The following is a 23,506-nucleotide window of genomic DNA, read 5'->3' as shown; positions in this document are numbered from 1 at the left end:
CTAACGGACCGTGGTGAGGTCGTTGTTCTTAGACTCGCGCGTCAGGGCGATGAAGACAATCGAGACGAGGGCCATGACGGACAGGAACACCACCACGGGAACGATGCTCTGGCCGGAGTCCTTGTAGAGCCCGGCCAGGATGCCGGGGGTGAAACCCGCCCCGATCAGGGTGGCCAGCTGGTAGCCGACCGCAGCGCCGGTGTAGCGGGACGTGGTGCCGAACTGTTCGGAGACGAAGGCTGCCAGCGGCCCGTACAGGGATGAGTGCAGGACCAGTGCCACGGTAAAGGCCACGAAGACAAGCCCGACGTTGCCGGAGCCCAGCATGCCGAACATGGGGAAAAGGTAGGCGATGAACAGGGCCAGTCCGGCAATCATCACGGGCCTGCGGCCGAAACGGTCGGACAGGCGGCCGCCCAGGAGGACGAAGATGATGGAGATGGCCGAGGCTCCGGCGAAGGCGTAGAGCACGCCCTGCTGCGGCGCCCCCTTGGACACGGCATACGTCACTGAGAACGTGGGCAGTACCACCTGCAGGCCGAACCCGGCGGCGCCGGCAAACATGATCATGATCAGGGCCTTGGGGCGGCGCAGCACCTCAAGCAGCGGAATCTTGCGCTTGGTGGTTGCCTGGGCCACTTCCTTGGCCACGGCCTCGGCGAAGATCGGGCTTTCCGAGACCCGCAGGCGGACGAACATGCCCACGATCAGCAGCAGGAAGGACAGCAGGAACGGCACCCGCCACCCCCAGGCCAGGAACGCGTCCTGCGGCAATGCCGAGAAGATGCCCATCACCACGGTGCCCAGCACGGCGCCGGTGGGGGCGCCGGCGTTGACGAAGGAGGCGGCGAAACCGCGCCGCCTGGGGTCGGCGTGCTCCAGGGCCATGAGCGCGGCACCGCCCCATTCACCGCCGACGGCGATGCCCTGGCAGACGCGCAGGAGCACCAGGATCACGGCGCCCCACGGCCCGATGACGCCGGCGCCGGGAATCAGGCCGATGAGGGTGGAGGCGATGCCCATCATGGCCATGGAGATGATCAGCATTCCCTTGCGGCCCACCTTGTCACCGAAGTGGCCGAAGATCACCCCGCCCAACGGCCTGGCCACGTACCCGGCGGCGAAGGTGGCGTAGGCCGCCACCACGCCCACCCATTCGTCCGTGCCGGCGAAGAAGACCTTGGGGAAAGCTACCGCTGCGGCCGTGGCGTACAGCAGGAAGTCGTAGAACTCGATGGTGCTGCCCAGATAGCTGGACAGGATGACCGTGCGCGCTTCCTTGCGCTTGGCGGCCGTGCCCGCGGGTGCGAGCGTGGTGTGTCCGGACATGGCTGTTCCTAGGGTTTGGGGAATGGGGTACGGAGGGAAGGGGATTTTGGGGTTGCCTGAAGAGGCGGCGCCGCGTGGTGCCGCCGTCGTGGTGAAGGGGTTACTGCCGGTAGTGCGGCCTACTTGTAGAAGCGGGCGAGGAATTCGGCGACGACGGCGGGGCGTTCCTGGCCTTGGATTTCGATGGTGGCGTTGACCTTGATCTGGGCGCCGCCCTTGACCTCGGTGACCTCGGCGATGGTGGCCTGCATGCGGACCTTGGAGCCGACCGTCACCGGGGAGGTGAAGCGGACTTTGTCCAGGCCGTAGTTGACCTTGGTGGTGACGCCGTCGACGTCGAACAGCTCGCCCCAGAACGGGATGATCAGCGACAGGGTGAGGAAGCCATGGGCGATGGGGGCGCCGAACGGGCCGTCCTTGGCGCGTTCGGGGTCGGTGTGGATCCACTGCTGGTCGTCGGTGGCGTCGGCGAAGAGGTTGATTTGTTCCTGGGTGATCTGGCGGTAGTCGGTGGTGCCGAGGTCCTTGCCGGACAGGGTGAGCAGGGTGTCGAAATCGACGACGAGATTGGGCATCGTTGCCTCCTGGGAGTTGTTTGTTGGGTGTGGAAGTTAGGTTCAGCGGGTGGGTGGTTCAGCGGGTGAAGGCGCTTTCGCCCGTGAGGGCGCGGCCGATGATGAGGGCGTTGATCTCGTGGGTGCCCTCGTAGGAGTAGACGGCTTCGGCGTCGGCGTGGAAGCGGGCCACATCCGTGGCCAGCGTGATGCCGTTGCCGCCCACCACCTCGCGGGCAAGTGCTACGGTGTCACGCATGAAAAGGGACGTCTGCATCTTTGCCAAAGCAGAGTCCTGGTCACGGTAGATGCCTTTGGCCTGCTGCTCGGTAAGCCGGACCACCAGGGACAGGGCGGAGGTGACGTTCCCCAGCATACGGGCCAGTTTTTCCTGGACCAGCTGGAAGGAACCAAGGGTGCGTCCGAACTGCCGGCGTTCGTTGACGTAGGCCAGCGCGGCCTCGAACGCGCCGGCGGCGATGCCGGTGGCGATCCAGGCCACATCCGAGCGCATGGCCCGGAGCATTGCCGCGACGTCCCTGAAGGAGTTCACGTTCTGCAGGCGCATCGACTCAGGGACGCGGACACCGGTGAGGGTGATGTGGGCGTTCTGCATCATCCTGAGCGACGTCTTTCCGTGGATCTTTTCCAGCGTGATTCCGTCCGCGGCGCGGTCCACGAGGAAGGCCTTGACCTGCCCGTCCGCGGCGTCCCGGGCAAACACGGCCAGGACGTCCGCGGTGGCTGCGCCCCCGATCCAGCGCTTGGCGCCGTCAAGGACCCAGCTGCCGTCAGCCTGCCGCCGGGCGGTGGTGGACAGTCCGCCGGCGATGTCCGAACCGGACCCGGGTTCGGTCAGCGAGAAGACGCCCTTGAGCGAGAAGTCGATGACCCTGGGCATCCATTCGGCCTGCTGTTCCGCCGAGGCACCCACGCGGATGGCCGTCCGGAACAGGCCGGCCTGGGCGGTGTACCAGGTGGCCAGGGACGCGTCGGTGCGGGCAAGTTCAAAGATCCGGAAGCCCTGGTAGATGCCCCGTGCGGGTCCGTCCGCCGTGAGCCCGGCCGGTTCCATCAGGTCCAGGTCGATCAGCGGCCGCGCCAGCTGTTCGGGAAACTCGCCGCGTTCCCAGTACTCGGCCAGGAGCGGCCTGGCTTCCGCGTCCAGGAATGACCGCAGCCGGGACAGGACCTGGCGCTCCTCGAGCGTGAGCAGGGACTCGGCGTCGTACCAATCCGCTGCTTCGTAAAGCCGGGCACCCAGGGCGGCATCCGCCGTCGTCAGCGTGCCCATGTCAGCCGCCCAGCCCGAGCAGGCGGACCGCGTTGTCCTTGAGGATCTTGGGCCGGACCTCGTCCTTCAGCGGGAGGTCGGCGAACGCTCCCAGCCATTTCTGCGGGGTGATCAGCGGGAAGTCGGTGCCAAACAGCACCTTGTCCTCAAGGTAGGAGTTGGAGGCCTTGACCAGCGACTCCGGGAAGTACTTGGGCGACCAGCCGGAGAGGTCGATGAAGACGTTGGCCTTGTGCGTGGCGATGGAGTTTGCCTCGTCCTGCCACGGCACCGACGGGTGGGCCATGATGATCTGCAGGCCCGGGAAATCGGCGGCCACGGCGTCCAGCAGCAACGGGTTGGAGTAAGCGAGCTTGATGCCATACCCGCCGGGCAGGCCCGCTCCCATGCCGTTTTGGCCGGTATGGAAGATGGCGGGCAGGCCCAGTTCCTGGAGCGTCCCCCACAGGGGGTAGAAGCGCTCGTTCGAGGGGTCGAAGCCCTGGAGGGACGGGTGGAACTTGAAGCCGCGGGCACCGAGCTCCACCGCCTGGTGCTTGGCCCCGGCGATGGCGTCCTCACCCGTGCGCGGGTCGACACTGCCGAACGGAATCAGTACGTCGTTGTTCCGGGCGGCGCCGGCGATGAGTTCGGGGATGCTGTTGGGCTCATGCTTGAGCTGGGTGCGGGCGTCCACGGTGAAGACGACGGCGGCCATGTTCAGTCCGCGGTAGACCTCGGCGATGCGGTCCAGGGACGGGGTGCGGTCTTCAGCCTTGAAGTACTTGGCCGATGCTTCGGTCAATGCCTCAGGCAGCGACCCGTGCCCGCAGCTGTCCACCTCGAGGTGGACGTGCATGTCGATCGCCTCGAGTTTGGCGGGGTCGACGCCCAGTTCGTATCGGTCTGCCATGATCAGCGCGCCTGGACCGGTTCGGGCTGCAGTTCTGCAGGCAGCGGCAGGAATTCCTCGCCGTAGCCCTGCAGCGTGTCCCGGTTGAACAGCTGGCCGGCATTGTCCAGCAGGGCCTCATAGGTCCAGCCGCCGTCGCGGTATTCCGTGGTGGCCGCTTCCGGGTGGGTCCAGACCTGCAGACGGTCACCGCCGGCGCCGATGGCCTGGCCGGTGATGTTGGCTGCCTCGTCGGAGGCGAGGAAGGCAACCAGTCCGGAGACGTCGTCGGCCGTTCCAAAGCCGAGGTCATGGCGGAAGAATGACGGCATGGCCTCGCCACGCTCGTCCGCCTCCACTGCCTTCTGGAAGTACGGCACGGTCTTGGTCATGGCGGTGGCGGCCACCGGAATGACGCTGTTGACCGTCACGCCCGCCTTCTTCATTTCCAGCGCCCAGGTGCGGACCATGCCCACGATCCCGGCCTTCGCCGCAGCATAGTTGGTCTGGCCGAAGTTGCCGCGCTGGCCCGTGGGGGAACCGATGGTGATGATGCGGCCCTGCACGTTGTTTTCCTTGAAGTAGCCAAACGCCTCCCGGACGCAGGTGAAGGTGCCCTTGAGGTGCACGTTGATGACCAGGTCGAAGTCCTCGTCAGTCATCTTCAGCAGGGACTTGTCCCGCAGGATCCCGGCGTTGGTGACCAGGATGTCCAGCCGCCCGAACGCGTCGACGGCGCCGGCCACCAGGGCCTTGGCCGCGTCCGTGGTTCCCACCGGAACCACCACAGCGGTGGCCCGGCCGCCGTCGGCCTCGATCCGGGCCACGGCCTGCGCGGCGGTTTCAGCGTTGACGTCATTGATAACGACGGCGGCACCCTGGCGGGCCAGTTCCCTTGCGTAGGCGAGGCCGAGGCCCTGCCCGCTCCCGGTGACGATTGCAACTTTGCCGTTCAAGCTCATGGCCTGCTCCTTCGCATGCGCCGGCCGAAGCCGTTGGGGTGGTCCCACTGCGGTGTGAGATCCTTGTTGGATTCAATGAAATTACGGATCATTGAAAAAGTCAACGATTGTTTTTTACCAGTACCGGAGTTGTGATGGCCACCTTGGGCACAGACGTTCAGACCCCGCGCCTTGCGGCAGCCAGGATCGGCAGTGACGTGGGACTGCTGCTGGCGAAGCTGCATGCCGCAGGCTCGGTCCTGAACAACAAGGCACTGGCGGACTTCGGCCTGCGGGAGCGCTCCTTCTCAGTCCTGACACTGGCGTGCAGCGGGCTGGAGCCGACGCAGCGGGAGCTTGCCGACTTCCTCAGCCTGGACCCGAGCCAGGTGGTCACGCTGGTGGACGACCTGGAACGCCGCGGACTGGTGGAGCGGGCGCAGGGGAAGCAAGACCGGCGCGCCAAGATCATCGTCTCCACGGCCGAGGGCCGCAGGATGCATACCAAGGCCCGGGCAGCCCTGGACGAGGCCGAGCTGAACCAGCTGGCCGGGCTTTCCGACGGGGAGTCGCAGGAATTGAAGCGGCTGCTGCGCAAGGCGTTGTGGGGCGCGGAGGCCTAAATAGTACTGCCCGTCCCGGCCGGGTTCCGCAATGCCCGGCCGGGACAGTGCCTAGCGGACGATGAAGACCGCGATCCGCACCGAATCCGGGTAGCGCTCACCAGTGCCCACGGCGATCACGTGATTGAGCCATGCCCACTCTTCGGAGGCCGTGGAGAACCGCAGGGAGCAACGGAAGTAGATGGCACCCGGGTCCACCTCCTCGCCGCGGTTGAGGCGTGCAATGTCCGCCGCTGAGCCGTGGCGGAGCGCGTTGTTGTGCACGTGGATCAATGCCCCGTCGTCGGCTTGGATAATGTAGCGGGCATCGAGTTCGGTCAGTTCCGGGCTGTGGAGGACCTGGAAATCGGCACCGCCTGGCAGCACCGTGCCGTTAAGTGCGGGGCCAACCATCGTTCCGCCCGTGATTGGCACGATCCTCCGGTGGCCCGTGGGGGCAGGGCCACCATCTACAGGTGGATCCACCGTCACGTTGAGCTCGGTAAGGAATTCAAGGGGCGGCGGTGGCGGGGCCGTCACAGCAGGCCAACCGTCAGGCGGCTGGGGTGGGAGGTGCCCAGATGGATGCGCTGGTTGGCGGTTACGGCAATTCCCGATTCGTAGGCCAGTTTGCCGGTGTTGAGGTTGCGGTCCCAGCGCGGGTGGCAGCTCGACGTGACCTGGACGCGCAGGCGCTCCCCCGGGGCGAGAGTCAGAGCCGTCTCCCAAAGGCTGATGGTGTACTCGTAGACCTGGCCTGGCTCGATGGGAGACGGCGGATGCCCTTCCTCGAAGAGCCCGGTACCGGCGTACGCGTCGCGCCAGGACGCCCGGACAATGCCGTCGGCAATGCCCAGTGAAACTCCGTCCGCTGACACCCTGCAAAGCCGGACCACCCAGTCCGTGTCCACGGCACTGGATGATGCAAACAAGGTGGCGGTGACGGCACCGAAGATGGTGGTGGTTTCGGTGAAGGGCTCCGTGGTGAAGACGGCGACGTCGGTGCGCGCCTCGACGGCGTCCTGCCGCGCCGGTCCCGCGGGAAAGGCGCCGGCGAGCATGGTGGCCCCGCCCGTGGTGGGCACGGGATCCAGGGGGTCGTAGGCGTACTCAACGTTTCCGTCCGCACCCGCCTGGTCCAGCAGGTCCCCCTCGGCGGAAAGGAACCACGACCTCTGCCCGGCGGGAACCGGCAGTTCATCAAAGCCGCGCCAGCGGTTCTCGCCCAGGAAATACAGCAGCACCTTGGGGACCGCGGCGATGGCCGCTCCGTCCTCCTTGAGGACGGCGTCGAACCAGGCCGTGTGGAGGGACGACAGATCTCCGCGGCCATCGACGATGCCGGAGGACGCGGCTGCGCCGAAGTGGATGTCCGGGTACCCGCCCGTGAGGTTGGTGTGTGTCCAGGGGCCAAGGATGAGGCGGGGTTCAATGCCGGGGAAGGTCTTGCTGAGGACCGCCTGGCGGCGGTACTGGTCCAGCGTGTTCGGGGCGAAGATATCGAACCAGCCGCCGATGTGCAGCGTTGGCAGCGGCACCGCCGCATCGGAAGCGGCATCCCACAACCGGCAGAAATCACTCCCCGGCCCCTCCCCCGCGGACGGGGTGACCTCGTTGCGAAGGAAGGTGCCCAGCCTGGGTTCCAGGTCCCGCAGCGGGAGGACTCCGTAGCAGGAACCATCGGCAAATCCAGTGTCCAGGGCAAGCCATTCCTGGAGCTCCTTCGCGCGCCGCTCGGGATCGTCAGCATGTTCCCGCATCAGTTCATTCAGGGAAATCGAGGCGTGCCCCCAGGCCAGGCGGCTGCCCAGCTCATGGGCACCGCCCCTGTACAGCGCACCGTTGTTGGCGTTGCCGCCCGCCGAGACCCCCGGCGCCAGGGCCTTGAGCGCTGCCGGGGACTGCCGGGCGGCACGCCACTGGGTTTCCGCGAAGTAGGACCGGCCCCACATGCCCACCCTGCCGTTGGACCACGGAAGGCGCGCGGCCCACTCCACTGTTGTGGCGCCGTCGGACGCTTCATTGACCGAAGGCTCAAACCTGCCGTCCGAGCCGAACCTGCCGCGGCAGTCCTGCATCACCACCCCGTACCCGGCCGCCGCAACGGTCAGCGGATTGAAGTACGCCGAGTTGACCGCCAGGTCCCGCCCGTAGGGCGTGCGCGTGAGCAGCACCGGGAAGGTTTCATCCGGCGCGTCCGGCCGGTAGACGGTGGACCGGAGGATGGTTCCGTCGGTCATGGTTGCTTCAACATCGCCGTCGACGACGACAGGGTAGCGCACGTGGGTGCCTTTCGTTTGGGTGGGGGTGCTAGGCCGCGGAGGCGGGTTGCTTGCCGAGGTCTTCGGTCCGGGTCCGGTAGGTCTCCTTGACCCACACGGCGGTCACGACGGCGGAGACGAGGCAGCAGGCGGCCGTGAAGAAGGCAACGGGCAGCCACCCGTCAGGGCCGGGCTGGACGATGGCGGCGGCAATGGCGGGAGCAAAGCCGGTGACGACGAGCCCCAGCTGGGAGGCAGTGGCAGCTCCGGTGTAGCGGATCCTGGTTTCGAACATTTCCGCGGTCATGGATGGGCCAAGCGGGTTGACCATGCCGTAGCCGACGGTCATGAAGAGGATGGCCGTGGCAAAGATCAGCGGGATGGAGCCGGCGCTGATCGACCAGAAGAACGCGAACACCGACGCCGCGCAGACGATGTTGCCGGTGATGAACACCGGTTTACGTCCGATCCGGTCGGCCAGGATGCCTGCGTACGGCTGGACGACGATGCCCAGGGCCGCGGTGACGATAGTGACGGTGAGCATGACGGCCGCGGGGACTCCGAGCTTGCCGGCGTAGGCAAGACCGAAGGCCGCGAACACCGAGGAAACGACGCTCTAGAGACCGAACAGGATCACCTTGAGGATGGTGGCCCAATGGTCGCGCAGGACCACCTTGATGGGCAGTTCCTGGCCGGCCGCAGATTCCTTGGCGGCCTCGAACACTTCCGATTCCGGGAGGCGGAGCCTGATGTACAGGCCCACCACGACAACCAGGATGCTGGCAAGGAACGGCAGGCGCCATCCCCATGCGAGCAAATCGTCCTGCGGCAGCAGCGATACCGCAAGGAACGCGAGCGACGCCAGCATGATGCCGGCCACCGCTCCCGTGTTGACCCAGCTGGCGTAGAAGGCCCTCCTGTGGGTAGGGGCGTGTTCCATGGTCATGGTCACGGCACCCACGGACTCGCCGGCGGCCGAAGCCCCCTGCAGTGCGCGCAGGAGTACCAGCAGGATCGGGGCGGCGGCGCCGATCACCGACACGGGCGGAAGGCAGCCGATCAGGAACGTGGCGACTCCCATGAGGACCAGGGTCAGGACCAGCATCTGGCGACGGCCTATGCGGTCACCAAAGTGGCCAATCACGCCGGCGGCCAGGGGCCGCACCACGTAGCCGATGCCGATCGTGGCCATGGAAAGGACCATGCCCAGGGATGGGTCGATGCCGGGAAAGAAGATTTTGTTGAATATCAACGCCGAAGCAGAGCCGTAGATGAAGAAGTCGTAGTACTCGAGGGTGCTGCCAATGAAGCTTGCGGCAGCGGCACGGCGGGCGTTGGCGTTGCCCTTGGAAGCTGTGGCGGGGACGGAAACGGTGTCCGGTGACAACGGCGTCAGCGGACCGGGACCTGCGGTCATTGCGGATCTCCTGGAAAGTTTTGAAGCAGGGCCTGACTCGCTCCTGCGGCGGGAAAAGCTACCGGCGCGGGGTGTGGGCCGGATCACTTGGATAGATGTTATGCGCTTATTGCAACGGCCGTCAAGGAAACTGCAAAGTTCAATTTGCCGTTCCCTCTACGCCTGAGAAGATGGACCGTGACCAGCAACCTCCACGTCCACTCCGGCGACCCCGCCGCACACCGCATTGCCGCCGAGCAGGTCAATTTTCCGCGGCCGTTGAAGGGATCCGCTTCCCAGCACCTGGTGGTGACGATGATGGCGGACTATTGGCGGGAGTACACCGGATGGCTGCCCTCGCGACTGATCGTGGCCCTGGCGGGAGCACTGGGCATCAGCGCGTCGGCCGCCTCTACGGCGCTGAGCCGCCTGGCCGGACGCGGGGTGCTGGAACAGTCGAACGCGGGACGAACGTCCCGTTACCGCTTCACGCCGGAAGCCCAGGCCCGCCTCGACGTGGGTGTGGGCCAGGTCAGTGGTTTCGGTTCCGAGGACCGCCGGTGGGACAGAATGTGGACTGTCATGGCCTTCACCGTTCCCGAGAGCTCCAGGGAGGTGCGTGACCTGCTCCGCAGCCGGCTCAAGTGGCTTGGTTTCGCTCCGCTGTACGGCGCGGTCTGGGTTTCCGCGTGGGACACGGTGCAGGATCTGGAGGACTCCTGCCGCCATCTGGGCGTGGACAACTATGCCATCTTCCGCACGCCTGAGGAGGAACTACGCGGCCGGCCGTTGATCGAGGCCTGGGACCTGGACGAACTCCGCGGGCAGTACGCACCCTTTATCGATGCCTACCGTGGGAAGGCCCAGACCCTTGACACCCAGCGCCTGAGCGGGGAGGAGGCCTTCCGGCTGAGGACCGAGGTGATGGATGCGTGGCGCGCTTTCCCCTGGGAGGACCCGGGCTTGCCTCCGGACCTGTTGCCTCACGATTTTCCACTGTTCGAGGCGCGCCGGATTTTCGTCACCCTCTACAACTCACTGATGGAGGGGGCTGCCTCCTACGCGGAGGAGACGGTAGCCCGGCTCGCCCCCGAACTCGCCGGGGAGAGCCGGGCCTTCCGGCTCAAGGGTTAGGGCGCCCCCGCAAGCAGCGGCTTGCAGGTCGTGGCCAGCCTCACGCGTCGTGGCGGTCCTTGCCAGTCGTGGCGGTCTCACCAGTCGTGGACGGTGCCGTCGACGAGGCGGTTGTAGGGCAGGTAGGCCTGCTGGTAGGGGTAGGCCGCGGCGGCTTCTTCGTTGAATTCGACGCCGATGCCCGGCTTGTCGCCCGGGTGCAGGTACCCATCCACGAACGTCATGGACTGCTCAAAGACCTCGTTGGTCTTGGCCGAGTGCTGCATGTACTCCTGGATCCCGTAGTTATGGATCGCCAACCCCACGTGCAGCTGCGCCGCGAAGCCCACCGGGGAAATATCGGTCGGACCGTGGAAACCGGACTTGATCTGGTACTGCGCCGCGAAATCCATCACCTTCTTCAACGGACTGATCCCACCGAAGTGCGTGGACGCCGCCCGGACATAATCAATCAACTGCTCCTTGATCAGCGTCTGGAAGTCAAACACCGTATTGAAGATCTCCCCGATCGCCAACGGCGTGGTGGTGTGCTGCCGCACCAGGCGCAGCCCCTCCTGGTTCTCCGCCGGCGTGCAGTCCTCCAACCAGAACAAGTCATACGGCTCCAGCGCCTTGCCCAGCTTCGCCGCCTGGATCGGCGTCATCCGGTGATGCCCGTCATGCAGCAACGGGATCTCCGGGCCGAACTCGTTCCGCACCGCTTCGAAGACCGTGGGCAGGTGCCGCAGGTACGCCCGGGTATCCCAGTCCTCCTCCTGCGGGAACGCACCCCGCCCGGCAGGCTCATAGTCATACCGCTCCCCCGACGCCTGCGCCTGCGCCGCAACCCCATAAACGGCCTTGATCCCCGGGATCGCCGTCTGGATCCGGATCGACTTGTACCCCAACTCCAGATGCTCCCGCACCGAATCAAACAACGACTCAATATCCGCACCCGAAGCATGCCCATACGCCCGCAACCCGTTCCGCGACGCACCACCGAGCAACTGGTACACCGGCAACCCGGCCACCTTGCCCTTGATATCCCACAACGCCATATCCACCGCAGCGATCGCCGCCATCGTCACCGGACCCCGCCGCCAATACGCACTCCGGTACAGGAACTGCCACGTATCCTCAATCCGGTGCGGATCCTTGCCAATGAGCAACTGCGCCACATGCTCCTTCAGGTAGGCGGCCACAGCCAGCTCGCGGCCGTTCAGGGTGGCGTCGCCAATGCCCGTCACGCCGTCGTCCGTGGTGATCCGGAGGGTCACGAAGTTTCGGGTGGGGCTGGTAACGAACACTTCCGCGGCAATAATCTTCACAGCTGGCTTTCGGGTAGGGGCTTTGGGTAGATGGGAATTTCCCGTTGGGGTGGGCAGTTTGTCAGCGCTGGGTACTGCCCCTTGCGGAGTCGAGCAGGGCGAGTTCATCGCGGCGCGGCAGGCCCTCCCAATCGCCGCGCGTGCTGACGGCGAAGGCGCCGGCGAGGATGCCGCGCTTGAGGCGGCCGGCGACGTCTTCGCCGTCGAGCAGGGCGGAAAGGTAACCGGCGGTGAACGCGTCCCCGGCCCCCACGGTGTCCACGCACGTAACCGGGATGGCCGGAGCTTCAAGAAGGCCGTCGGTTGTATGGACCGCGGCCCCTGCGGCGCCGCGCTTCACCACCACTTCGCTGACTCCCAGGTCCAACAGGTGGGCGGCCGCACGGGCCTCATCGGCCGGGGATGTGGCCTCCCTGCTCCCATCCGGCGGGACGGCAACCAGGTCGAGTTCGTCGTCGGACGCTATGACGATGGTGGCGTGCCGGACCAAGGGGCCGAGCACGGCTCCCGCCTGGTCCCGGGACCAAAGCTTGCTCCGGTAGTTCACGTCCAGGGAGACCACCACGCCTTCAGCCGCTGCCCGTTCCGCGGCGTACTCCACCGCGTCCCGCGCTTCCGGGCTGAGTGCCGGGGTGATGCCGGTCAGGTGCAGGATCCGTGTTCCGCCATCCAGGGCCGCAGCAACCTGGCCGCGGGAGATGGTGGCTCCCGCCGATCCGGCGCGGTAGTAGAAGGCCCGGCTGAGGTCGGCGGTGCGCTGCTCCAGGAACATCACCCCGGTGCTCCGGTCCGCATGCACGGTGTGGTGCAGCTGGACGCCTTCGCCGCGCAATTGCTTCAGGATGAACTCGCCGTGCGGGTCCGCGCCCACCGCCCCGGCCCAGGCAGCGCTGTGGCCAAGCCGTGCGACGCCGATGGCAACGTTCGATTCTGCCCCCGCCACCTGCATGTTCAGGGTGCCGCCGTTCGCCAGGGGGCCGCCGGCGCGGAGTGAGACCATGGACTCGCCGAAGGTCAGCAGGCAAACGCTCATGAAGGGGTCCCGGTTCCGGCACGGGCAGCAAATTCGGCCGCAAGGGCCAGGAAGCTGCGGGCACGTTCCCGCATTTCCGTGAGGTCGCCGCCGGAGGCTGCGCTGCCGAACAGCGGACCGCCCAGGCCGACGGCGATCGCCCCGGCTTCCCAGTACCCGGCCGCCTCGCCGAGGCCCACGCCGCCCACGGCGATGAAGGGGATGTCCGGGAAGGGATCGCGGACTGCCTTCAGGTAGCCGGGCCCGCCGATCGATGCCGGGAAAAGCTTGATGGCGGTGGCACCGCGTTCCATCGCGTCGTACGCCTCGCTGGGCGTCAGCGCCCCGGCCAGGACCGGGATGCCGGCACTGGCCGCCTCGCTGATGGAGGGGGCAAGGGAGGGGGTGACGATGAACTGGCCGCCGGCAGCGGTGACGTGTTCGACGTCGGCCTCGCTCAGGACGGTGCCGGCGCCCACCAGGCAGCCGGTCGGCGCAGCCGCGCGGACCTCGCGGATTGCCTCCAGCGCGTTGGGCGTGGTGAGGGCGATCTCCACGTACCGGAAGCCTTCCTCCATGGCGGCCAGCGCCGCCTTGGCGGCAGCACCGCCGTCGTTCCCGCGGACAATGCCGACAAGCCGCGACTGCCGGATGCCGGCCAGCAGGCCGGCGGAGGTGACGGCTGGATTTTGGGATGTCATGGGATTCACCATTCTGCGAAGGATCCGTCGGGGTGGCGCCACACAGGTCCGCGCCAGGCATGGCCGCGCTTGTCCGCTGCCCGCACCACGGCCTCGTCGATTTCGATGCCCAGTCCGGGCCCGGTGAGACGCTCGATGTGGCCGCTTACGAACTTGAACGGCGTCTTGTCCACCACGTAGTCCAGGACTTCGGCGCCCTGGTTGTAGTGGATGCCGATGCTTTGTTCCTGGATGAGGAAGTTGGGCGTGGCGAAGCCCACCTGGAGGCAGGCGGCCAGCGCCAGCGGTCCCAGCGGGCAGTGCGGTGCCAGCTGGACTTCGTAGACCTCGGCCAGGGCCGCGATCTTCCGGACCTCGGTGATGCCGCCGGCATGGGAGAGGTCCGGCTGGGCCACCGCGATGCCCGCCTGCAGCGCCGGCAGGAACTCCTGCCGGCTGTACAGCCGCTCCCCCGTGGACACCGGGGTGGTGGTGGACGCGGTGAATTCCCGGAGCAGGTGGGTGTTTTCCGGCACCACGGGCTCTTCGAGGAAGAAGGGCCGGAAGGGTTCCAGCAAGGGGGCCACCCGCCTGGCGTTGGCCAGGCTGAACCGGCCGTGGAAGTCGACGGCGACGTCCCGGTGGTCGCCCAGGACCTGCCGGGCCGCGGCAACACGGCGGATGACGCCGTCGATCTCTGCCACCGACGCCACCGGGCTCATCCGTCCGCTGGCGTTCATTTTGACGGCAGTGAGGCCCACGTCCAGCTGGGCGCTGATCTGGTCCGCCACCTCGTTCGGCTCGTCGCCGCCCACCCAGCCGTACATCCGGATGCGGTCGCGGACGTGGCCGCCCAGCAGCTGGTGCACCGGAGTGTTGAAGTGCTTGCCCGCGATGTCCCACAGCGCCTGGTCCAGGCCGGAGACGGCACTGGCAAGGATGGGTCCGCCCCGGTAGAAGGACCCCTTGGTCATCACCTGCCAGTGGTCTTCGATCCGGAGGGCGTCCCGTCCGATGAGCAGCTCCGAGAGTTGCCCGACGGCGGCGCGCACCGTCTCGCTGCGTCCCTCGCAGGTGGCCTCGCCCCACCCCACGATGCCGCTTTCGGTCTCGACCCGGACAAAGAGCCAGCGGGGTGGAACAAGGAATGTTTCGATCCGGCTGATGACGGTCACGCCGCGGTCCTAACCCTTGGTGGCGCCGGCGGTCAGGCCGGAGACGATGTACTTCTGCGTGAAGAGCGCAATGATCATGATGGGGATGGTGACAACAGTCGCCGCGGCCATCAGCCCGCCCCAGTCGATGCTGGCGTAGGAGACGAAGTCGAAGATCGCCACCGGCAGGGTCTTGGTCTTGGAGCCGGAGAGCACCAGCGCGAACATGAAGTTGTTCCAGGAGAAGATAAAGGACAGGATGCCGGCTGTGGCGATGCCGGACACCGCCAGCGGAAGCGTGATCAGCCGGAACGCACCGATCGGCGTAAGCCCGTCCACTTCGGCTGATTCCTCCAGCTCCAGGGGCAGCGAGTCGAAGTAGCTCATCATGATGTACACGATCAGCGGGAGGGCCACGAACATGTGGCTGAGGATCAGCACCTCGAACTTCCCCACCATCCGCAGGTTGGAGAAGACGTAGTACCAAGGCACCAGGAGTGAGACGCCGGGAATGACCCGGGCCATCAGGACCACCAGCGCCGAGCGGTGCATGGTGAACCGGCTCATGGCGTAGGCAGCCGGGACGCCGAGGACGATTGACAGCGCGGTGGAGACGAAGGCAACCCAGAAGCTGTTGAAGATGAACACGAAGTAGTTGTTGCGCTGCAGCACGTTGGCGTAGTTCTCGATGGTGGGCGAGAACAGGAACGCCTTGCCGGTGTCGTAGATATCCACGTTGGTCTTCAGCGATGCCAGCAGCATCCAGAAGAGCGGCGCAAGCAGGAACAGCACCACAAGGATGAGGGCGACGACCCGGAACACCTTGTAGGCGCGCGTGGCCAGGGGCTTGCGGCGGCGCGGGGGCCGGCGGTCCGCGGCGGTGGCGGCGGAATCTGTCATGACGGTCATTTGCTTACCGCTTTCTTGCGCATGGTGAGCAGCCACATGGAGCCGATGATGATCATGAAGAACAGGATCAGCACCGCCGAGGAAAGCCCGTACTGGTTGTAGTCGAAGCTGAGTCCGTAGGCGTAGACGTTCAGCGTCTCCACTTCGTGGAACGAGCCGCCGCCCTTGCCCTTGGTGGCGTAAAGGATGTCGAAGGTCTTCAGCGCATCGATGCCGCGCAGCAGGATGGCCACGATCACGGTGGGCATCATGAGGGGCAGCGTGATGTAGAAGAACCGCTGGAAGGCGTTGGCGCCGTCCACGCGGGCGGCCTCGTCCGGTTCGTCGGACAGCGAGGTCAGCCCGGCCAGCAGGATCAGGACCACCATGGGGGTCCACTGCCACACGTCCATGAAGATGGTGGTGCCCAGGGCGGTGTCCTGGCCGGACAGCCACGGCTGGGGCGGAATGCCCACCATGCCCAGGAGCTGGTTGACGAAGCCGATGTTGGGATCGAAGATCAGCCGCCACATCATGCCCACCGCTACGGGCGTGGCCACGAGCGGCAGCAGGATGGCCACCCGGACCCACTTTTCACCCCGGAAGGGCCGCCACAGAAGCAGCGCCACGCCCATGCCCAGCACCACTTCGAAGGCCAGGGCGACGCCGGTGAAGGAAAGGGTGCGGCCCACGGCGGGCCAGAAACGCTCGGTATCGCTGAGGACCGTGATGTAGTTCTGCAGCCCGATGAACTCCGTTGCGGCCCGCACGGATCCCTGGGAGTCGGTGAGGCTGAGGTACACGGTCCAGGCCAGCGGAAAGATGATCAGGACGCCGACGAAGATCATTGCCGGTGCCGCGAAGAGCCACTTTCGGTGCCGGTTGGCCCAGGCGGAAAAGTTCCCCCCGGCACCGGCGGGGCCACCGGGCCGGCGGGTGCGGGCGCTGCGGGGAGGGTTCAATACAGACATGGTTCACCTAAGGAGTTTGGGGGTGAAGTGGGCCGCGCCGGGACGGCCATGGGCCGTCCCGGCGGGATGTAGGTGCGCGATAGGCGCCCGGTGTCCTACTTCTTTTCGCTGTCCAGGAAGGTCTGGAAAGCAGTCTGGGCGTCGTTTGCCGCTGCGGCGGCGTCCCCGCCGGTGATGGTGGCGACAATCGGGGCGCCCACGATTTCGCGTGCCTTGCCTACGGTGACAACCTCGGGCCGGTCGTGGCCCACGCCGTTCTTGGCGCTGGCGGAGATCGCGTCGGCAAGGTCCTTCGGGTAGGTGGAGGTTCCGTCAGGGTTGGACCAGACGGAGGTGCGCGGGCCCGGGACGCCGGCCTTCTGGGCTGCCAGGGTGCGTTCCTTGCTGGTTGCCCACTGGATGAACTTCCAGGCGTTGTCCTGGTTGCTGGAGTTCTGGTTCACGCCCAGCGCCCAGGAGGGGATGTTGTACGGCTTGGAACCGGCGGGACCGGCAGGCAGCGCAGCGAATCCAACCTTGTCCGCAACCTTGGACTTGGCGGGGTCGGTGGCGTTCTTGTAGAGCGAATCTGCCTCCGTGTAGAAGGCGGCACCGCCCTGGGTGAAGATGGCCATCGCCTCCGGCCAGCTCATGTCCGTGCTGACGTTGGCGGGACCGTAGTTGCGGATCAGGCCGCCGTAGTAGGCGTAGGCCTTCTTGGCGGCGTCGGTGTTGACAGTGGCCTTGCCGCTGGAGTCCATGAAGTCGCCGCCAAAGCTGTACAGGAAGCTGGAGAACTGGGTCACCGCGGCGGACTTGCCGGTGCGGGCCACGAAGCCTGCGGTGTCAGGGGAGGACGCCTTGATGGCCTTGGCCGCCGCTTCCAGTTCCTCCATGGTCTTGGGGACCTGGAGGCCTGCGGCCTGCAGCAGGTCCTTGCGGTAGTACAGGACTTCGCGCTCGGTGATGATCGGAACACCAACCACCTTGCCGTCAACGGTGGTGGCCTTGACCGGGCCCTCCTGGTAATCCTTCCAGTCCCAGCCCGAGTCCGATGAGACGTTCTTGGTCAGGTCCGCAAGGTAAGCGTTCTTGGCAAAAGCCTTGCCTTCCTGCAGCGGGCGGTACATCATCACGTCGATCTCGTCGCTGCCTGCGTTGAGCTTGACGTTGTACTGGTCGGAGAGCTGGTCCTCGCCGAGCTGGGTCAGCTCCACCTTGAGCCCGCTGGACTTCTCGAATTCCGGAATCGCGGCCTTGATGCCCTCGGTCCACACGTGGTTGGCCAGGGTGACACGGACGGTGCCGGACTGCTTGGCCTGGTCGCTGCCGCCTCCGCCGCCGCTGCAGGCGGTCAGCCCCAGCGACATCGCTGCGGCAATTGCCGCGTACTTCACAATTGAATGCCGCTTCATTACGACTTCCTTTGCCTTCAGGCCCGCAGCTTCGCGGGCGGGTGACAGACGCCTCGTTACGTCTGTTGTGTTCAGCGAGCATAAACAAATAAGGCAGACATATACAAGACCTTGCCATGCCCCCATATGATTTATTCATGACCATCCCAAAGGCGGCGTTGTCCCCAGACCTGCATTCATCGCTGGTCGAGAACCTGGGGCTCGCCATTGCCGAGGGAACGCTGGCCCCGAATTCGATCCTGCGCTTGGATGAGCTGGAGGCGCAGCACAAGGTGTCCCGCTCCGTGATCCGGGAGGCCACCCGTGTCCTGTCGTCGATGGGCATGCTGGAATCGCGCCGCCGACTGGGAACGGTGGTTCAGCCGGAAGCCAGCTGGAACCTCTATGACCCCCAGGTGATCCGGTGGCGGCTGGCCTCGGCCAAGCGGCTGGAGCAGTTGCGGTCCCTGAATGAACTGCGCGGCGCCATTGAGCCGCAGGCCGCCCGGCTCGCGGCCGAGCGCGCTTCACTCGACCAGGCCAGCGACCTTGTTTCCATGGCAGCCCGGCTTTGGGCCGCCGGGCAGCGGGGAGACCAGGAGGATTTCCTGCGCCTGGACATCGAATTCCATGCCGCTGTCCTCAACGCCTCCGGCAACCTGATGTTTTCGCAGCTGCATAAACTCGTGGCGGAAGTGCTGGCGGGGCGGACCCAGCACGGCCTGATGCCCCATCTTCCGGACCATGAGGCACTGCAGATGCACGTGGATGTGGCCAGCGCCATCCAGCGGGGCCAGGCAGCCGCCGCGCATGCCGCCATGAGCCGAATTGTGGAGCAGTCCACCGAGGAGATGGGTGACATCTGGTCCAGCAGCCATGCTTCCGTCAACGACGGCGCGGCCAACCCCGGGTAAGCCAGGTGCCGGCAGCACCAGCGGACGCCGGAAGCGTTACGCCCGCCGGACTGCCAGCAGCTCACCCGCCAGGAAATCCAGGGCCGCCTGCCCTTCCGGCAGGCCGGCGGTGTGGTTGAGGTGGCCGTGGACCGCGCCCTGGGCGAGGAAGCAGGACACCGGAACCCCTGCGCGTTCCAGCTCAGCAGCAAACAGCTCTGTGGAGCCGCGGGCGTCGTCGTACTCGCAGGCGAGCAAGGCCGTGGGCGGCAGTCCGGCAGGGTCCGCGTAGCCGGGCATCGCATAGGACGATGCCATGCTGACGGGGCCGCCCACGTAGTTCTCGGCCGTCCGGATGCAGTCCTCCACGGTGAACCGCAGGTGCCGGGGCAGCCCGGCCATGACCCGCTGATCCAGTCCCCCGGCCGGCGGCGGGAGTTCCGCGTGCAGGAAGGGGTAGGCCAGCAGGAGCTTGGCGGGCAGCGGCTTTCCGGCGTCAATCAGGTAGAGCGCGGCGCCCACCGCCAGGTTGCCACCGGCACCGGCACCGCCCAGGCAGAGCAGGTCCGGATCCAGCCCCAGGCTTTCGGCGTTCTTCCGGGCCCAAAACCAGCCGGCCAGGGCGTCGTCGTGCGGGATGGGGAAGGACACGCCGTCGCGGGCCAGCCGGTAGTCCACGGACAGCACCGGCGTGCCCTGGTTCGCGAACACCCGCGCCAGGTAATCCGACTCCGGGCTATCCACGCTGCCGCTGACGAATCCGCCGCCGTGCAGCCACACGAGGGCGGGGCTGTCCGCGCCGGCTGGTTCCCCGTAGATCCGGATGGCCACCGGCCCGTGCCGGCCGTCGGCCGTCACGGCGCGGATGGGGACGTCCGGCCCGGGTGAGCGCAGGGCGTCCGGGTTAAGGAACTGCGGTCCTTCCGGGCTGGCCAGGTACTCAGCGAAACCGGCGGCGGCCTCCCCCTGTGGGCCGGCCGGGGTGGCGTCGGGGGAAGCCACGTCTGGTTTTGTGCGGGGTGTCATGGTGTTCCCAACTTCCGTGAGAAGTAGTCAACGGCTGTGGCCAGGATGGTATCCAGCTGGTCCTCGGCGCCGAAGAAGCAGTGGTCGCCGCCCGTGATGGTCATGACGTCATGTTCCACGCCGGCGCCAGCGAGCGCGGCGGCCAGAAGCTCGGTCTGCGAGTGCGGGACCAGTCCATCCGAATCGCCGTGGACCAGGAGGAACGGGGCGGCATCCGCCGATACGTAGATGACGGGGCTGGCCGCGGCCAGCAGTTTCGGGTCGTCCGACCCGCCCACCAGCATCTGCTCGGGCTGCAGCGACATTCCCGGCGGGACAGCGGCAGTCAAGGAAGGGGGAAAGAGCCCGTCCGGGGTGACTATTGGCGGGATGTCCACCAGCGAAGACACGCCGTAGAAGTCGACGACGGCGCTGACGCTGCTTGGGTGCCCCTGCGCACCGAGACCGCCCTCCAGGTCTTCGCGCTTGCCGGTGAGTCCCAGGAGCGCTACCAGGTGTCCGCCTGCTGATTCGCCCCAGGCGCCAAACCTGTCCGGGTCGATGTTGAGGTCCCCGGCGAACTCCCGGAGGTAGCGGACCGCGGCTTTGAGGTCGTGGAGCTGTGCCGGGAACGGTGCTTCCAGCGAGTGCCGGTAGTCTGCCGTGGCGCAGGCGATGCCTGCCTCGTTGAGCAGCCGGAACACGGAATCGGGGGCGAAGGTGGGCGGCAGTTCGCGGCGGTCGCCCAGCTGGAACGCTCCGCCGTGCACCCAGAGGACCATCGGCGTGGTCCCAAAGGCCTTGCGGGGCAGCCAGATGTCCATCTTCAGCGGCCGGAATCCGATGGCCCGGGCGTAGGTGACTTCACGGTGCACGGAGGATACGTCCGAGACCTGCCCCGCCGTGCCCGGGGCATCGAAGACAGGGAACGGCGGAACCTTCCTGCCTCCGGGACGGGAGGTGTCGGAACGGGATATGTCAGAACGCGACATGTCGGAAGGGGACAGGTCGAGTACCCCGGTAGCGTCATCCACTGTCATAGTGTGCTCCTCATCAGCGCAGGTTGTGCAGTGCCCCGGCCGGTGGCGGCAGGGAAAGTGTGGTGTCCCGGCCCGACGACGGCGGCCGGCGCGCCGGGGAGCCGCACCTCCGCGGTGGTGCCGGAGGGAATCGTGGCTGTGAGCGTCAGCACGCCGCCGTCCATTGCTCCTTCCGCCGCAGTCCAGGCCACCTGGATCAGGCCCCGTGGCCCCATGTGTGAGGTGGAGGCGGATGCCAGGCCGGCGCCGGGGCGGGGCTCAATGATGATGCGCTCCCAGCCTGCGCTTCCGGGCGCCTGCCGCAGGCCGGCGGTGTAGCGGTGCAGGAAGGAGACCACGGCACCCTTGCTGTAGTGGTTGAGCGACTGGTGCGGCGTGCCGTTGGCATCGATGCCGTTCCACAACTCCCACACGGTGGTGGCGCCGCGGTCCACCATGGTCAGCCAGGACGGTTCCGAGTCCTGCATCAGGAGTTCATAGGCCAGGTCCAGTTGTCCGTTGTCCGCCAGGACCGGGAGCAGGTAGGGCGTGGCCAGGAAGCCGGTGCCCAGGTGGGTGCCGGCGTTCCGGATCAGGGCGGCCAGCTGCGAGGTGACCGTGGGGCGGTGTTCGGGGCTGACAAGGTCGAAGGCCAGGGCGCGGACGCAGTTGGCCTGCGTGGCTTGGATTACGCTGCCCGAAAAATCAAGGTATTCCGTCTCCCACGCGTCCCGGATCAGGTGTGAAAGTTCCGCGAGCTCGGCGGCCTCTGTATCCAGGCCCAGGACAGCAGCGATTCGTGCCATCACGTCCGTGGTGTGCCGGTAGTAGGCCGTGGCCACGATCCCGTGGTCGGCGCTGCGGGCGGCGAACAGGTCAGGTTCGGGGCCGTCCGGTTCCATCCATTCACCAAAGTGGAAGCCGGTGTCCCACAGGTACCGCTCGTGCGGCGCGGGCGCTGCGCTTGCGGCGGCGCGCGCGGCGTGCCGCTCCGTTTCGGCGGTAGCCTGCACAAAGTGAAGCCACCGCTGCATGGCCTCCCAGTTTTCGGCGAGGATCCTGGCGTCCCCTGACGCCAGGTAGACCTCCCAGGGCACCATCACCACCGCATCGCCCCAGCCGGCGGACCCGTTGGTGAAGCCCATGAACTCCGCCGAGGTGGCCGCGGGCCCGGGGGACGGCGAGATGTTGGTGATGACGCCGTTGTCCCATTGGTCTGCACGGACGTCGCGCAGCCACTTGCGGGAGAAGCCTGTGACGTCGAAAAGGTATGCGGCAGTGGGGACAAACAGCTGCCAGTCCCCGGTCCAGCCGGCTTTCTCGCGCTGCGGGCAGTCGGTGGGGACCTCGCAGGAGTTACCCAGGAAGCTCCATTCCACGATGTCATGCAGTGCGTTCAGGCGCGCATCGCTGCAGCTGAAGGTGCCAGTACGTTCCAGGTCCGTCCGCACCAGGCAGCCGGTGATGTCTCCCGGCTGGAGGCCCGCGGCGAGGCCCTGGACCGAGACGTACCGGAAGCCGTGGGTGGTGTGCCGGGGTTCGAAGACTTCCCCGGGGGCACCCGAGGCGGTGACGGTGTCCACCTGGCCTGCGTCCCGGAAGGCTCCCGGCGCCCGGAAGTCGAGGGGGCGCAGATGGTCCCGGTTGACGTCACCGTCCGCTCCGAGCGCTTCGCCGTATTCCAGGGTGACGGTTTCGCCCGGTGCGCCGAGCCGGGTGAGCCGGACCCAGCCGTGGATGTTCTGGCCAAAGTCCACCACCTGGCTGCCGTTGGCCAGCCGCGTGATGGACGCCGGAACAAGTTCCTGCGCCACCCGGGTGGGCGGCGCAAGGGGTCCGGCCAGTGCGGTGAAACTGCCGGGACGGACGACTGCGGAACACGGCCGGGGTGCGCGGGCAACCGGGGCGCCGTTGCCCGCCTTAGGTGCGCTGCCGCCGTCGGCCTTCCTGAAGTCCACGCCCTGGCCCGCCATAAGGTCGGCACGGAGGATCTCCGTGGCGGACACCAGCCACGAGCTGTCGGTGCCGATGACCTGCCTGCCGGCCCGTGACTCCAGTTCGAGCTGCGCCAGGAAGGCCGTGTGCGTTCCGTACATGTCGGCGTCGCGCGTGTATCCGAACGTGCCGCGGTACCAGCCGTCGGTGAGGACGGCTCGCACGGTGTTGCTGCCTTCACGGATCAGGGCGGTGACGTCGTGGGCCTGGACCTGGAGCGTGGTGTTGTAGCTGGTGGAGCCTGGGGTGAGTTGCTGGTCGCCCACGCGGTGGCCGTTGATGAATAGCTCATAGATGCCGTGCGCGGTGGCGTAGGCGCGGGCCTTGTGCGGGGCCGCCGGCAGGAAGAAGGTTTTGGTGAGGGCATAGCCGGGCCGGTCTTCTGGCGCCGGAACTTGGGGCTCGTCTGGCCCGATCCACTGCGCCGTCCAGTCCTCGGCATGCATCAGCCCCAGCTCCACCGGCATCGGACGGGACCAGCCGCTCGGTGTTTCGGTGCCTTTTTCGTCCCTGTCCCAGGTGCGGACGCGCCACTCGAACCGGTCCCGCGAGCGCAGCGCCGGCCCGCCGTACGGGATGCCGCTGCAGGCGGCCGACTCGACCTTCCCCGTGTCCCAGCCGTTGCTTGCGGTGATGCGGTATGCCGCCTGGCCTGTGGTTCCGGCGGGCGGCGTCCAGCTGAGGCTGGGCTCCCGGATGGTCAGGCCCATCGCTTCCAACAGGTGCTCGGCCCGAAGCCGGGTGGGGGCGGTCATGCGGCAGGGCTCCTGGGGTGCGGGTGCTGGGAGTTCCAGCTTGGTTGGCGTGCTCCTATCCCCCACACAGCA

22 protein-coding genes are annotated in these 23,506 nt (G+C 66.9%); 3 read left to right on the top strand and 19 right to left on the bottom strand.

Annotation, left to right across the window (positions count from 1 at the left end; genetic code table 11):
* From LDO14_RS01910 to LDO14_RS01890, 5 genes are all read right to left on the bottom strand, one after another.
* The gene (locus LDO14_RS01910) at positions 1 to 1,329 is read right to left on the bottom strand and encodes an MFS transporter (RefSeq protein WP_223993485.1); all 1,329 of its coding nucleotides are present in this window, start codon (positions 1,327 to 1,329) and stop codon (positions 1 to 3) included.
* Positions 1,330 to 1,448: 119 nt separating this feature from the next.
* Complete coding sequence (locus tag LDO14_RS01905; protein ID WP_223993484.1) at positions 1,449 to 1,904, bottom strand: MaoC family dehydratase; 456 nt, start codon at positions 1,902 to 1,904, stop codon at positions 1,449 to 1,451.
* A 58-nt stretch (positions 1,905 to 1,962) separates the two neighbouring features.
* The gene (locus tag LDO14_RS01900; protein ID WP_223993483.1) at positions 1,963 to 3,177 is read right to left on the bottom strand and encodes an acyl-CoA dehydrogenase family protein; all 1,215 of its coding nucleotides are present in this window, start codon (positions 3,175 to 3,177) and stop codon (positions 1,963 to 1,965) included.
* Position 3,178: 1 nt separating this feature from the next.
* Entirely contained in the window at positions 3,179 to 4,069 is an 891-nt protein-coding gene (locus LDO14_RS01895; RefSeq protein ID WP_223993481.1) for an amidohydrolase family protein, read from the bottom strand.
* 2 nt (positions 4,070 to 4,071) lie between these two features.
* On the bottom strand, positions 4,072 to 5,010 hold the full coding sequence (locus LDO14_RS01890) for an SDR family NAD(P)-dependent oxidoreductase (protein ID WP_223993480.1): 939 nt from the start codon (positions 5,008 to 5,010) through the stop codon (positions 4,072 to 4,074).
* A gap of 134 nt (positions 5,011 to 5,144) precedes the next feature.
* Between LDO14_RS01890 and LDO14_RS01885 the strand changes: the two genes are divergently transcribed.
* On the top strand, positions 5,145 to 5,612 hold the full coding sequence (locus LDO14_RS01885; RefSeq protein ID WP_223995352.1) for a MarR family winged helix-turn-helix transcriptional regulator: 468 nt from the start codon (positions 5,145 to 5,147) through the stop codon (positions 5,610 to 5,612).
* A gap of 51 nt (positions 5,613 to 5,663) precedes the next feature.
* Here LDO14_RS01885 and LDO14_RS01880 read toward each other — a convergent pair whose 3' ends face one another.
* The 4 genes from LDO14_RS01880 to LDO14_RS01865 are packed head-to-tail and all read right to left on the bottom strand — an operon-like array spanning position 5,664 to position 9,269.
* The gene (locus LDO14_RS01880; protein WP_144600933.1) at positions 5,664 to 6,131 is read right to left on the bottom strand and encodes a DUF3237 domain-containing protein; all 468 of its coding nucleotides are present in this window, start codon (positions 6,129 to 6,131) and stop codon (positions 5,664 to 5,666) included.
* Positions 6,128 to 7,873, bottom strand: coding sequence for a CocE/NonD family hydrolase (locus LDO14_RS01875; RefSeq protein WP_223993479.1), 1,746 nt, complete (start codon positions 7,871 to 7,873; stop codon positions 6,128 to 6,130). Before LDO14_RS01875 ends, LDO14_RS01880 begins: the two co-directional genes overlap by 4 nt.
* A 28-nt stretch (positions 7,874 to 7,901) precedes the next feature.
* On the bottom strand, positions 7,902 to 8,453 hold the full coding sequence (locus tag LDO14_RS01870; RefSeq protein WP_223993473.1) for an MFS transporter: 552 nt from the start codon (positions 8,451 to 8,453) through the stop codon (positions 7,902 to 7,904).
* Between the two features lie 15 nt (positions 8,454 to 8,468).
* Entirely contained in the window at positions 8,469 to 9,269 is an 801-nt protein-coding gene (locus LDO14_RS01865; protein WP_223993468.1) for an MFS transporter, read from the bottom strand.
* Positions 9,270 to 9,446: 177 nt separating this feature from the next.
* Between LDO14_RS01865 and LDO14_RS01860 the strand changes: the two genes are divergently transcribed.
* Positions 9,447 to 10,382: a PaaX family transcriptional regulator C-terminal domain-containing protein gene (locus LDO14_RS01860; RefSeq protein ID WP_223993466.1), complete on the top strand. Its 936-nt coding sequence runs from the start codon at positions 9,447 to 9,449 to the stop codon at positions 10,380 to 10,382.
* Between the two features lie 77 nt (positions 10,383 to 10,459).
* Here the strand turns inward: LDO14_RS01860 and manD are convergent, their stop codons facing one another.
* The 7 genes from manD to LDO14_RS01825 form a co-directional block, all read right to left on the bottom strand.
* Positions 10,460 to 11,689: a D-mannonate dehydratase ManD gene (manD, locus tag LDO14_RS01855; RefSeq protein ID WP_223993464.1), complete on the bottom strand. Its 1,230-nt coding sequence runs from the start codon at positions 11,687 to 11,689 to the stop codon at positions 10,460 to 10,462.
* Positions 11,690 to 11,750: 61 nt separating this feature from the next.
* Entirely contained in the window at positions 11,751 to 12,722 is a 972-nt protein-coding gene (locus tag LDO14_RS01850; RefSeq protein ID WP_223993462.1) for a sugar kinase, read from the bottom strand.
* On the bottom strand, positions 12,719 to 13,402 hold the full coding sequence (locus LDO14_RS01845; RefSeq protein WP_223993461.1) for a bifunctional 4-hydroxy-2-oxoglutarate aldolase/2-dehydro-3-deoxy-phosphogluconate aldolase: 684 nt from the start codon (positions 13,400 to 13,402) through the stop codon (positions 12,719 to 12,721). The genes LDO14_RS01850 and LDO14_RS01845 overlap by 4 nt, the downstream gene beginning before the upstream one ends.
* Before the next feature lie 5 nt (positions 13,403 to 13,407).
* A complete protein-coding gene (gene dgoD, locus LDO14_RS01840) occupies positions 13,408 to 14,556 on the bottom strand; it encodes a galactonate dehydratase (protein ID WP_056388271.1) in 1,149 nt (382 codons plus the stop codon).
* 9 nt (positions 14,557 to 14,565) lie between these two features.
* Entirely contained in the window at positions 14,566 to 15,444 is an 879-nt protein-coding gene (locus LDO14_RS01835; protein ID WP_018770860.1) for a carbohydrate ABC transporter permease, read from the bottom strand.
* Complete coding sequence (locus LDO14_RS01830) at positions 15,441 to 16,394, bottom strand: sugar ABC transporter permease (protein ID WP_186447807.1); 954 nt, start codon at positions 16,392 to 16,394, stop codon at positions 15,441 to 15,443. The genes LDO14_RS01835 and LDO14_RS01830 overlap by 4 nt, the downstream gene beginning before the upstream one ends.
* 95 nt (positions 16,395 to 16,489) lie before the next feature.
* Positions 16,490 to 17,788 carry a sugar ABC transporter substrate-binding protein gene (locus LDO14_RS01825; RefSeq protein WP_018770862.1) on the bottom strand — a complete coding sequence of 433 codons (1,299 nt, stop codon included), beginning with the start codon at positions 17,786 to 17,788 and terminating at the stop codon, positions 16,490 to 16,492.
* A 137-nt stretch (positions 17,789 to 17,925) separates the two neighbouring features.
* Here LDO14_RS01825 and LDO14_RS01820 point away from each other — a divergent pair, with 137 nt between their 5' ends.
* A complete protein-coding gene (locus LDO14_RS01820; RefSeq protein WP_018770863.1) occupies positions 17,926 to 18,681 on the top strand; it encodes an FCD domain-containing protein in 756 nt (251 codons plus the stop codon).
* 36 nt (positions 18,682 to 18,717) lie between these two features.
* On the opposite strand, the gene LDO14_RS01815 is transcribed toward LDO14_RS01820, so the two are convergent.
* The 3 genes from LDO14_RS01815 to LDO14_RS01805 are packed head-to-tail and all read right to left on the bottom strand — an operon-like array spanning position 18,718 to position 23,434.
* Positions 18,718 to 19,662 (bottom strand): alpha/beta hydrolase, encoded by a 945-nt coding sequence (locus LDO14_RS01815; protein ID WP_223993459.1) that lies wholly within the window; start codon positions 19,660 to 19,662, stop codon positions 18,718 to 18,720.
* A 20-nt stretch (positions 19,663 to 19,682) separates the two neighbouring features.
* Positions 19,683 to 20,705 (bottom strand): alpha/beta hydrolase, encoded by a 1,023-nt coding sequence (locus LDO14_RS01810; RefSeq protein WP_018770865.1) that lies wholly within the window; start codon positions 20,703 to 20,705, stop codon positions 19,683 to 19,685.
* Positions 20,702 to 23,434, bottom strand: a complete 2,733-nt coding sequence (locus tag LDO14_RS01805) for an alpha-L-rhamnosidase (protein WP_223993457.1) — start codon at positions 23,432 to 23,434, stop codon at positions 20,702 to 20,704. The genes LDO14_RS01810 and LDO14_RS01805 overlap by 4 nt, the downstream gene beginning before the upstream one ends.
* Between the last annotated feature and the right edge of the window lie 72 nt (positions 23,435 to 23,506).

This window comes from Arthrobacter sp. NicSoilB11, assembly GCF_019977375.1.
In the GTDB taxonomy this organism is placed as follows: Bacteria; Actinomycetota; Actinomycetes; order Actinomycetales; family Micrococcaceae; genus Arthrobacter.
Note: the sequence above shows the minus strand (reverse complement) of the source record. Positions and strands in the feature narration are given on the sequence as shown.

Coding starts and splice junctions, on each gene's coding strand:
- LDO14_RS01910 (WP_223993485.1), bottom strand. CDS start 1,329: ATGTCCGGACACACCACGCTCGCACCCGCGGGCACGGCCGCCAAGCGC.
- LDO14_RS01820 (WP_018770863.1), top strand. CDS start 17,926: ATGACCATCCCAAAGGCGGCGTTGTCCCCAGACCTGCATTCATCGCTG.
- LDO14_RS01905 (WP_223993484.1), bottom strand. CDS start 1,904: ATGCCCAATCTCGTCGTCGATTTCGACACCCTGCTCACCCTGTCCGGC.
- LDO14_RS01825 (WP_018770862.1), bottom strand. CDS start 17,788: ATGAAGCGGCATTCAATTGTGAAGTACGCGGCAATTGCCGCAGCGATG.
- LDO14_RS01835 (WP_018770860.1), bottom strand. CDS start 15,444: ATGACCGTCATGACAGATTCCGCCGCCACCGCCGCGGACCGCCGGCCC.
- LDO14_RS01900 (WP_223993483.1), bottom strand. CDS start 3,177: ATGGGCACGCTGACGACGGCGGATGCCGCCCTGGGTGCCCGGCTTTAC.
- LDO14_RS01865 (WP_223993468.1), bottom strand. CDS start 9,269: ATGACCGCAGGTCCCGGTCCGCTGACGCCGTTGTCACCGGACACCGTT.
- LDO14_RS01895 (WP_223993481.1), bottom strand. CDS start 4,069: ATGGCAGACCGATACGAACTGGGCGTCGACCCCGCCAAACTCGAGGCG.
- LDO14_RS01850 (WP_223993462.1), bottom strand. CDS start 12,722: ATGAGCGTTTGCCTGCTGACCTTCGGCGAGTCCATGGTCTCACTCCGC.
- LDO14_RS01890 (WP_223993480.1), bottom strand. CDS start 5,010: ATGAGCTTGAACGGCAAAGTTGCAATCGTCACCGGGAGCGGGCAGGGC.
- LDO14_RS01885 (WP_223995352.1), top strand. CDS start 5,145: ATGGCCACCTTGGGCACAGACGTTCAGACCCCGCGCCTTGCGGCAGCC.
- LDO14_RS01810 (WP_018770865.1), bottom strand. CDS start 20,705: ATGACAGTGGATGACGCTACCGGGGTACTCGACCTGTCCCCTTCCGAC.
- LDO14_RS01830 (WP_186447807.1), bottom strand. CDS start 16,394: ATGTCTGTATTGAACCCTCCCCGCAGCGCCCGCACCCGCCGGCCCGGT.
- LDO14_RS01805 (WP_223993457.1), bottom strand. CDS start 23,434: ATGACCGCCCCCACCCGGCTTCGGGCCGAGCACCTGTTGGAAGCGATG.
- LDO14_RS01845 (WP_223993461.1), bottom strand. CDS start 13,402: ATGACATCCCAAAATCCAGCCGTCACCTCCGCCGGCCTGCTGGCCGGC.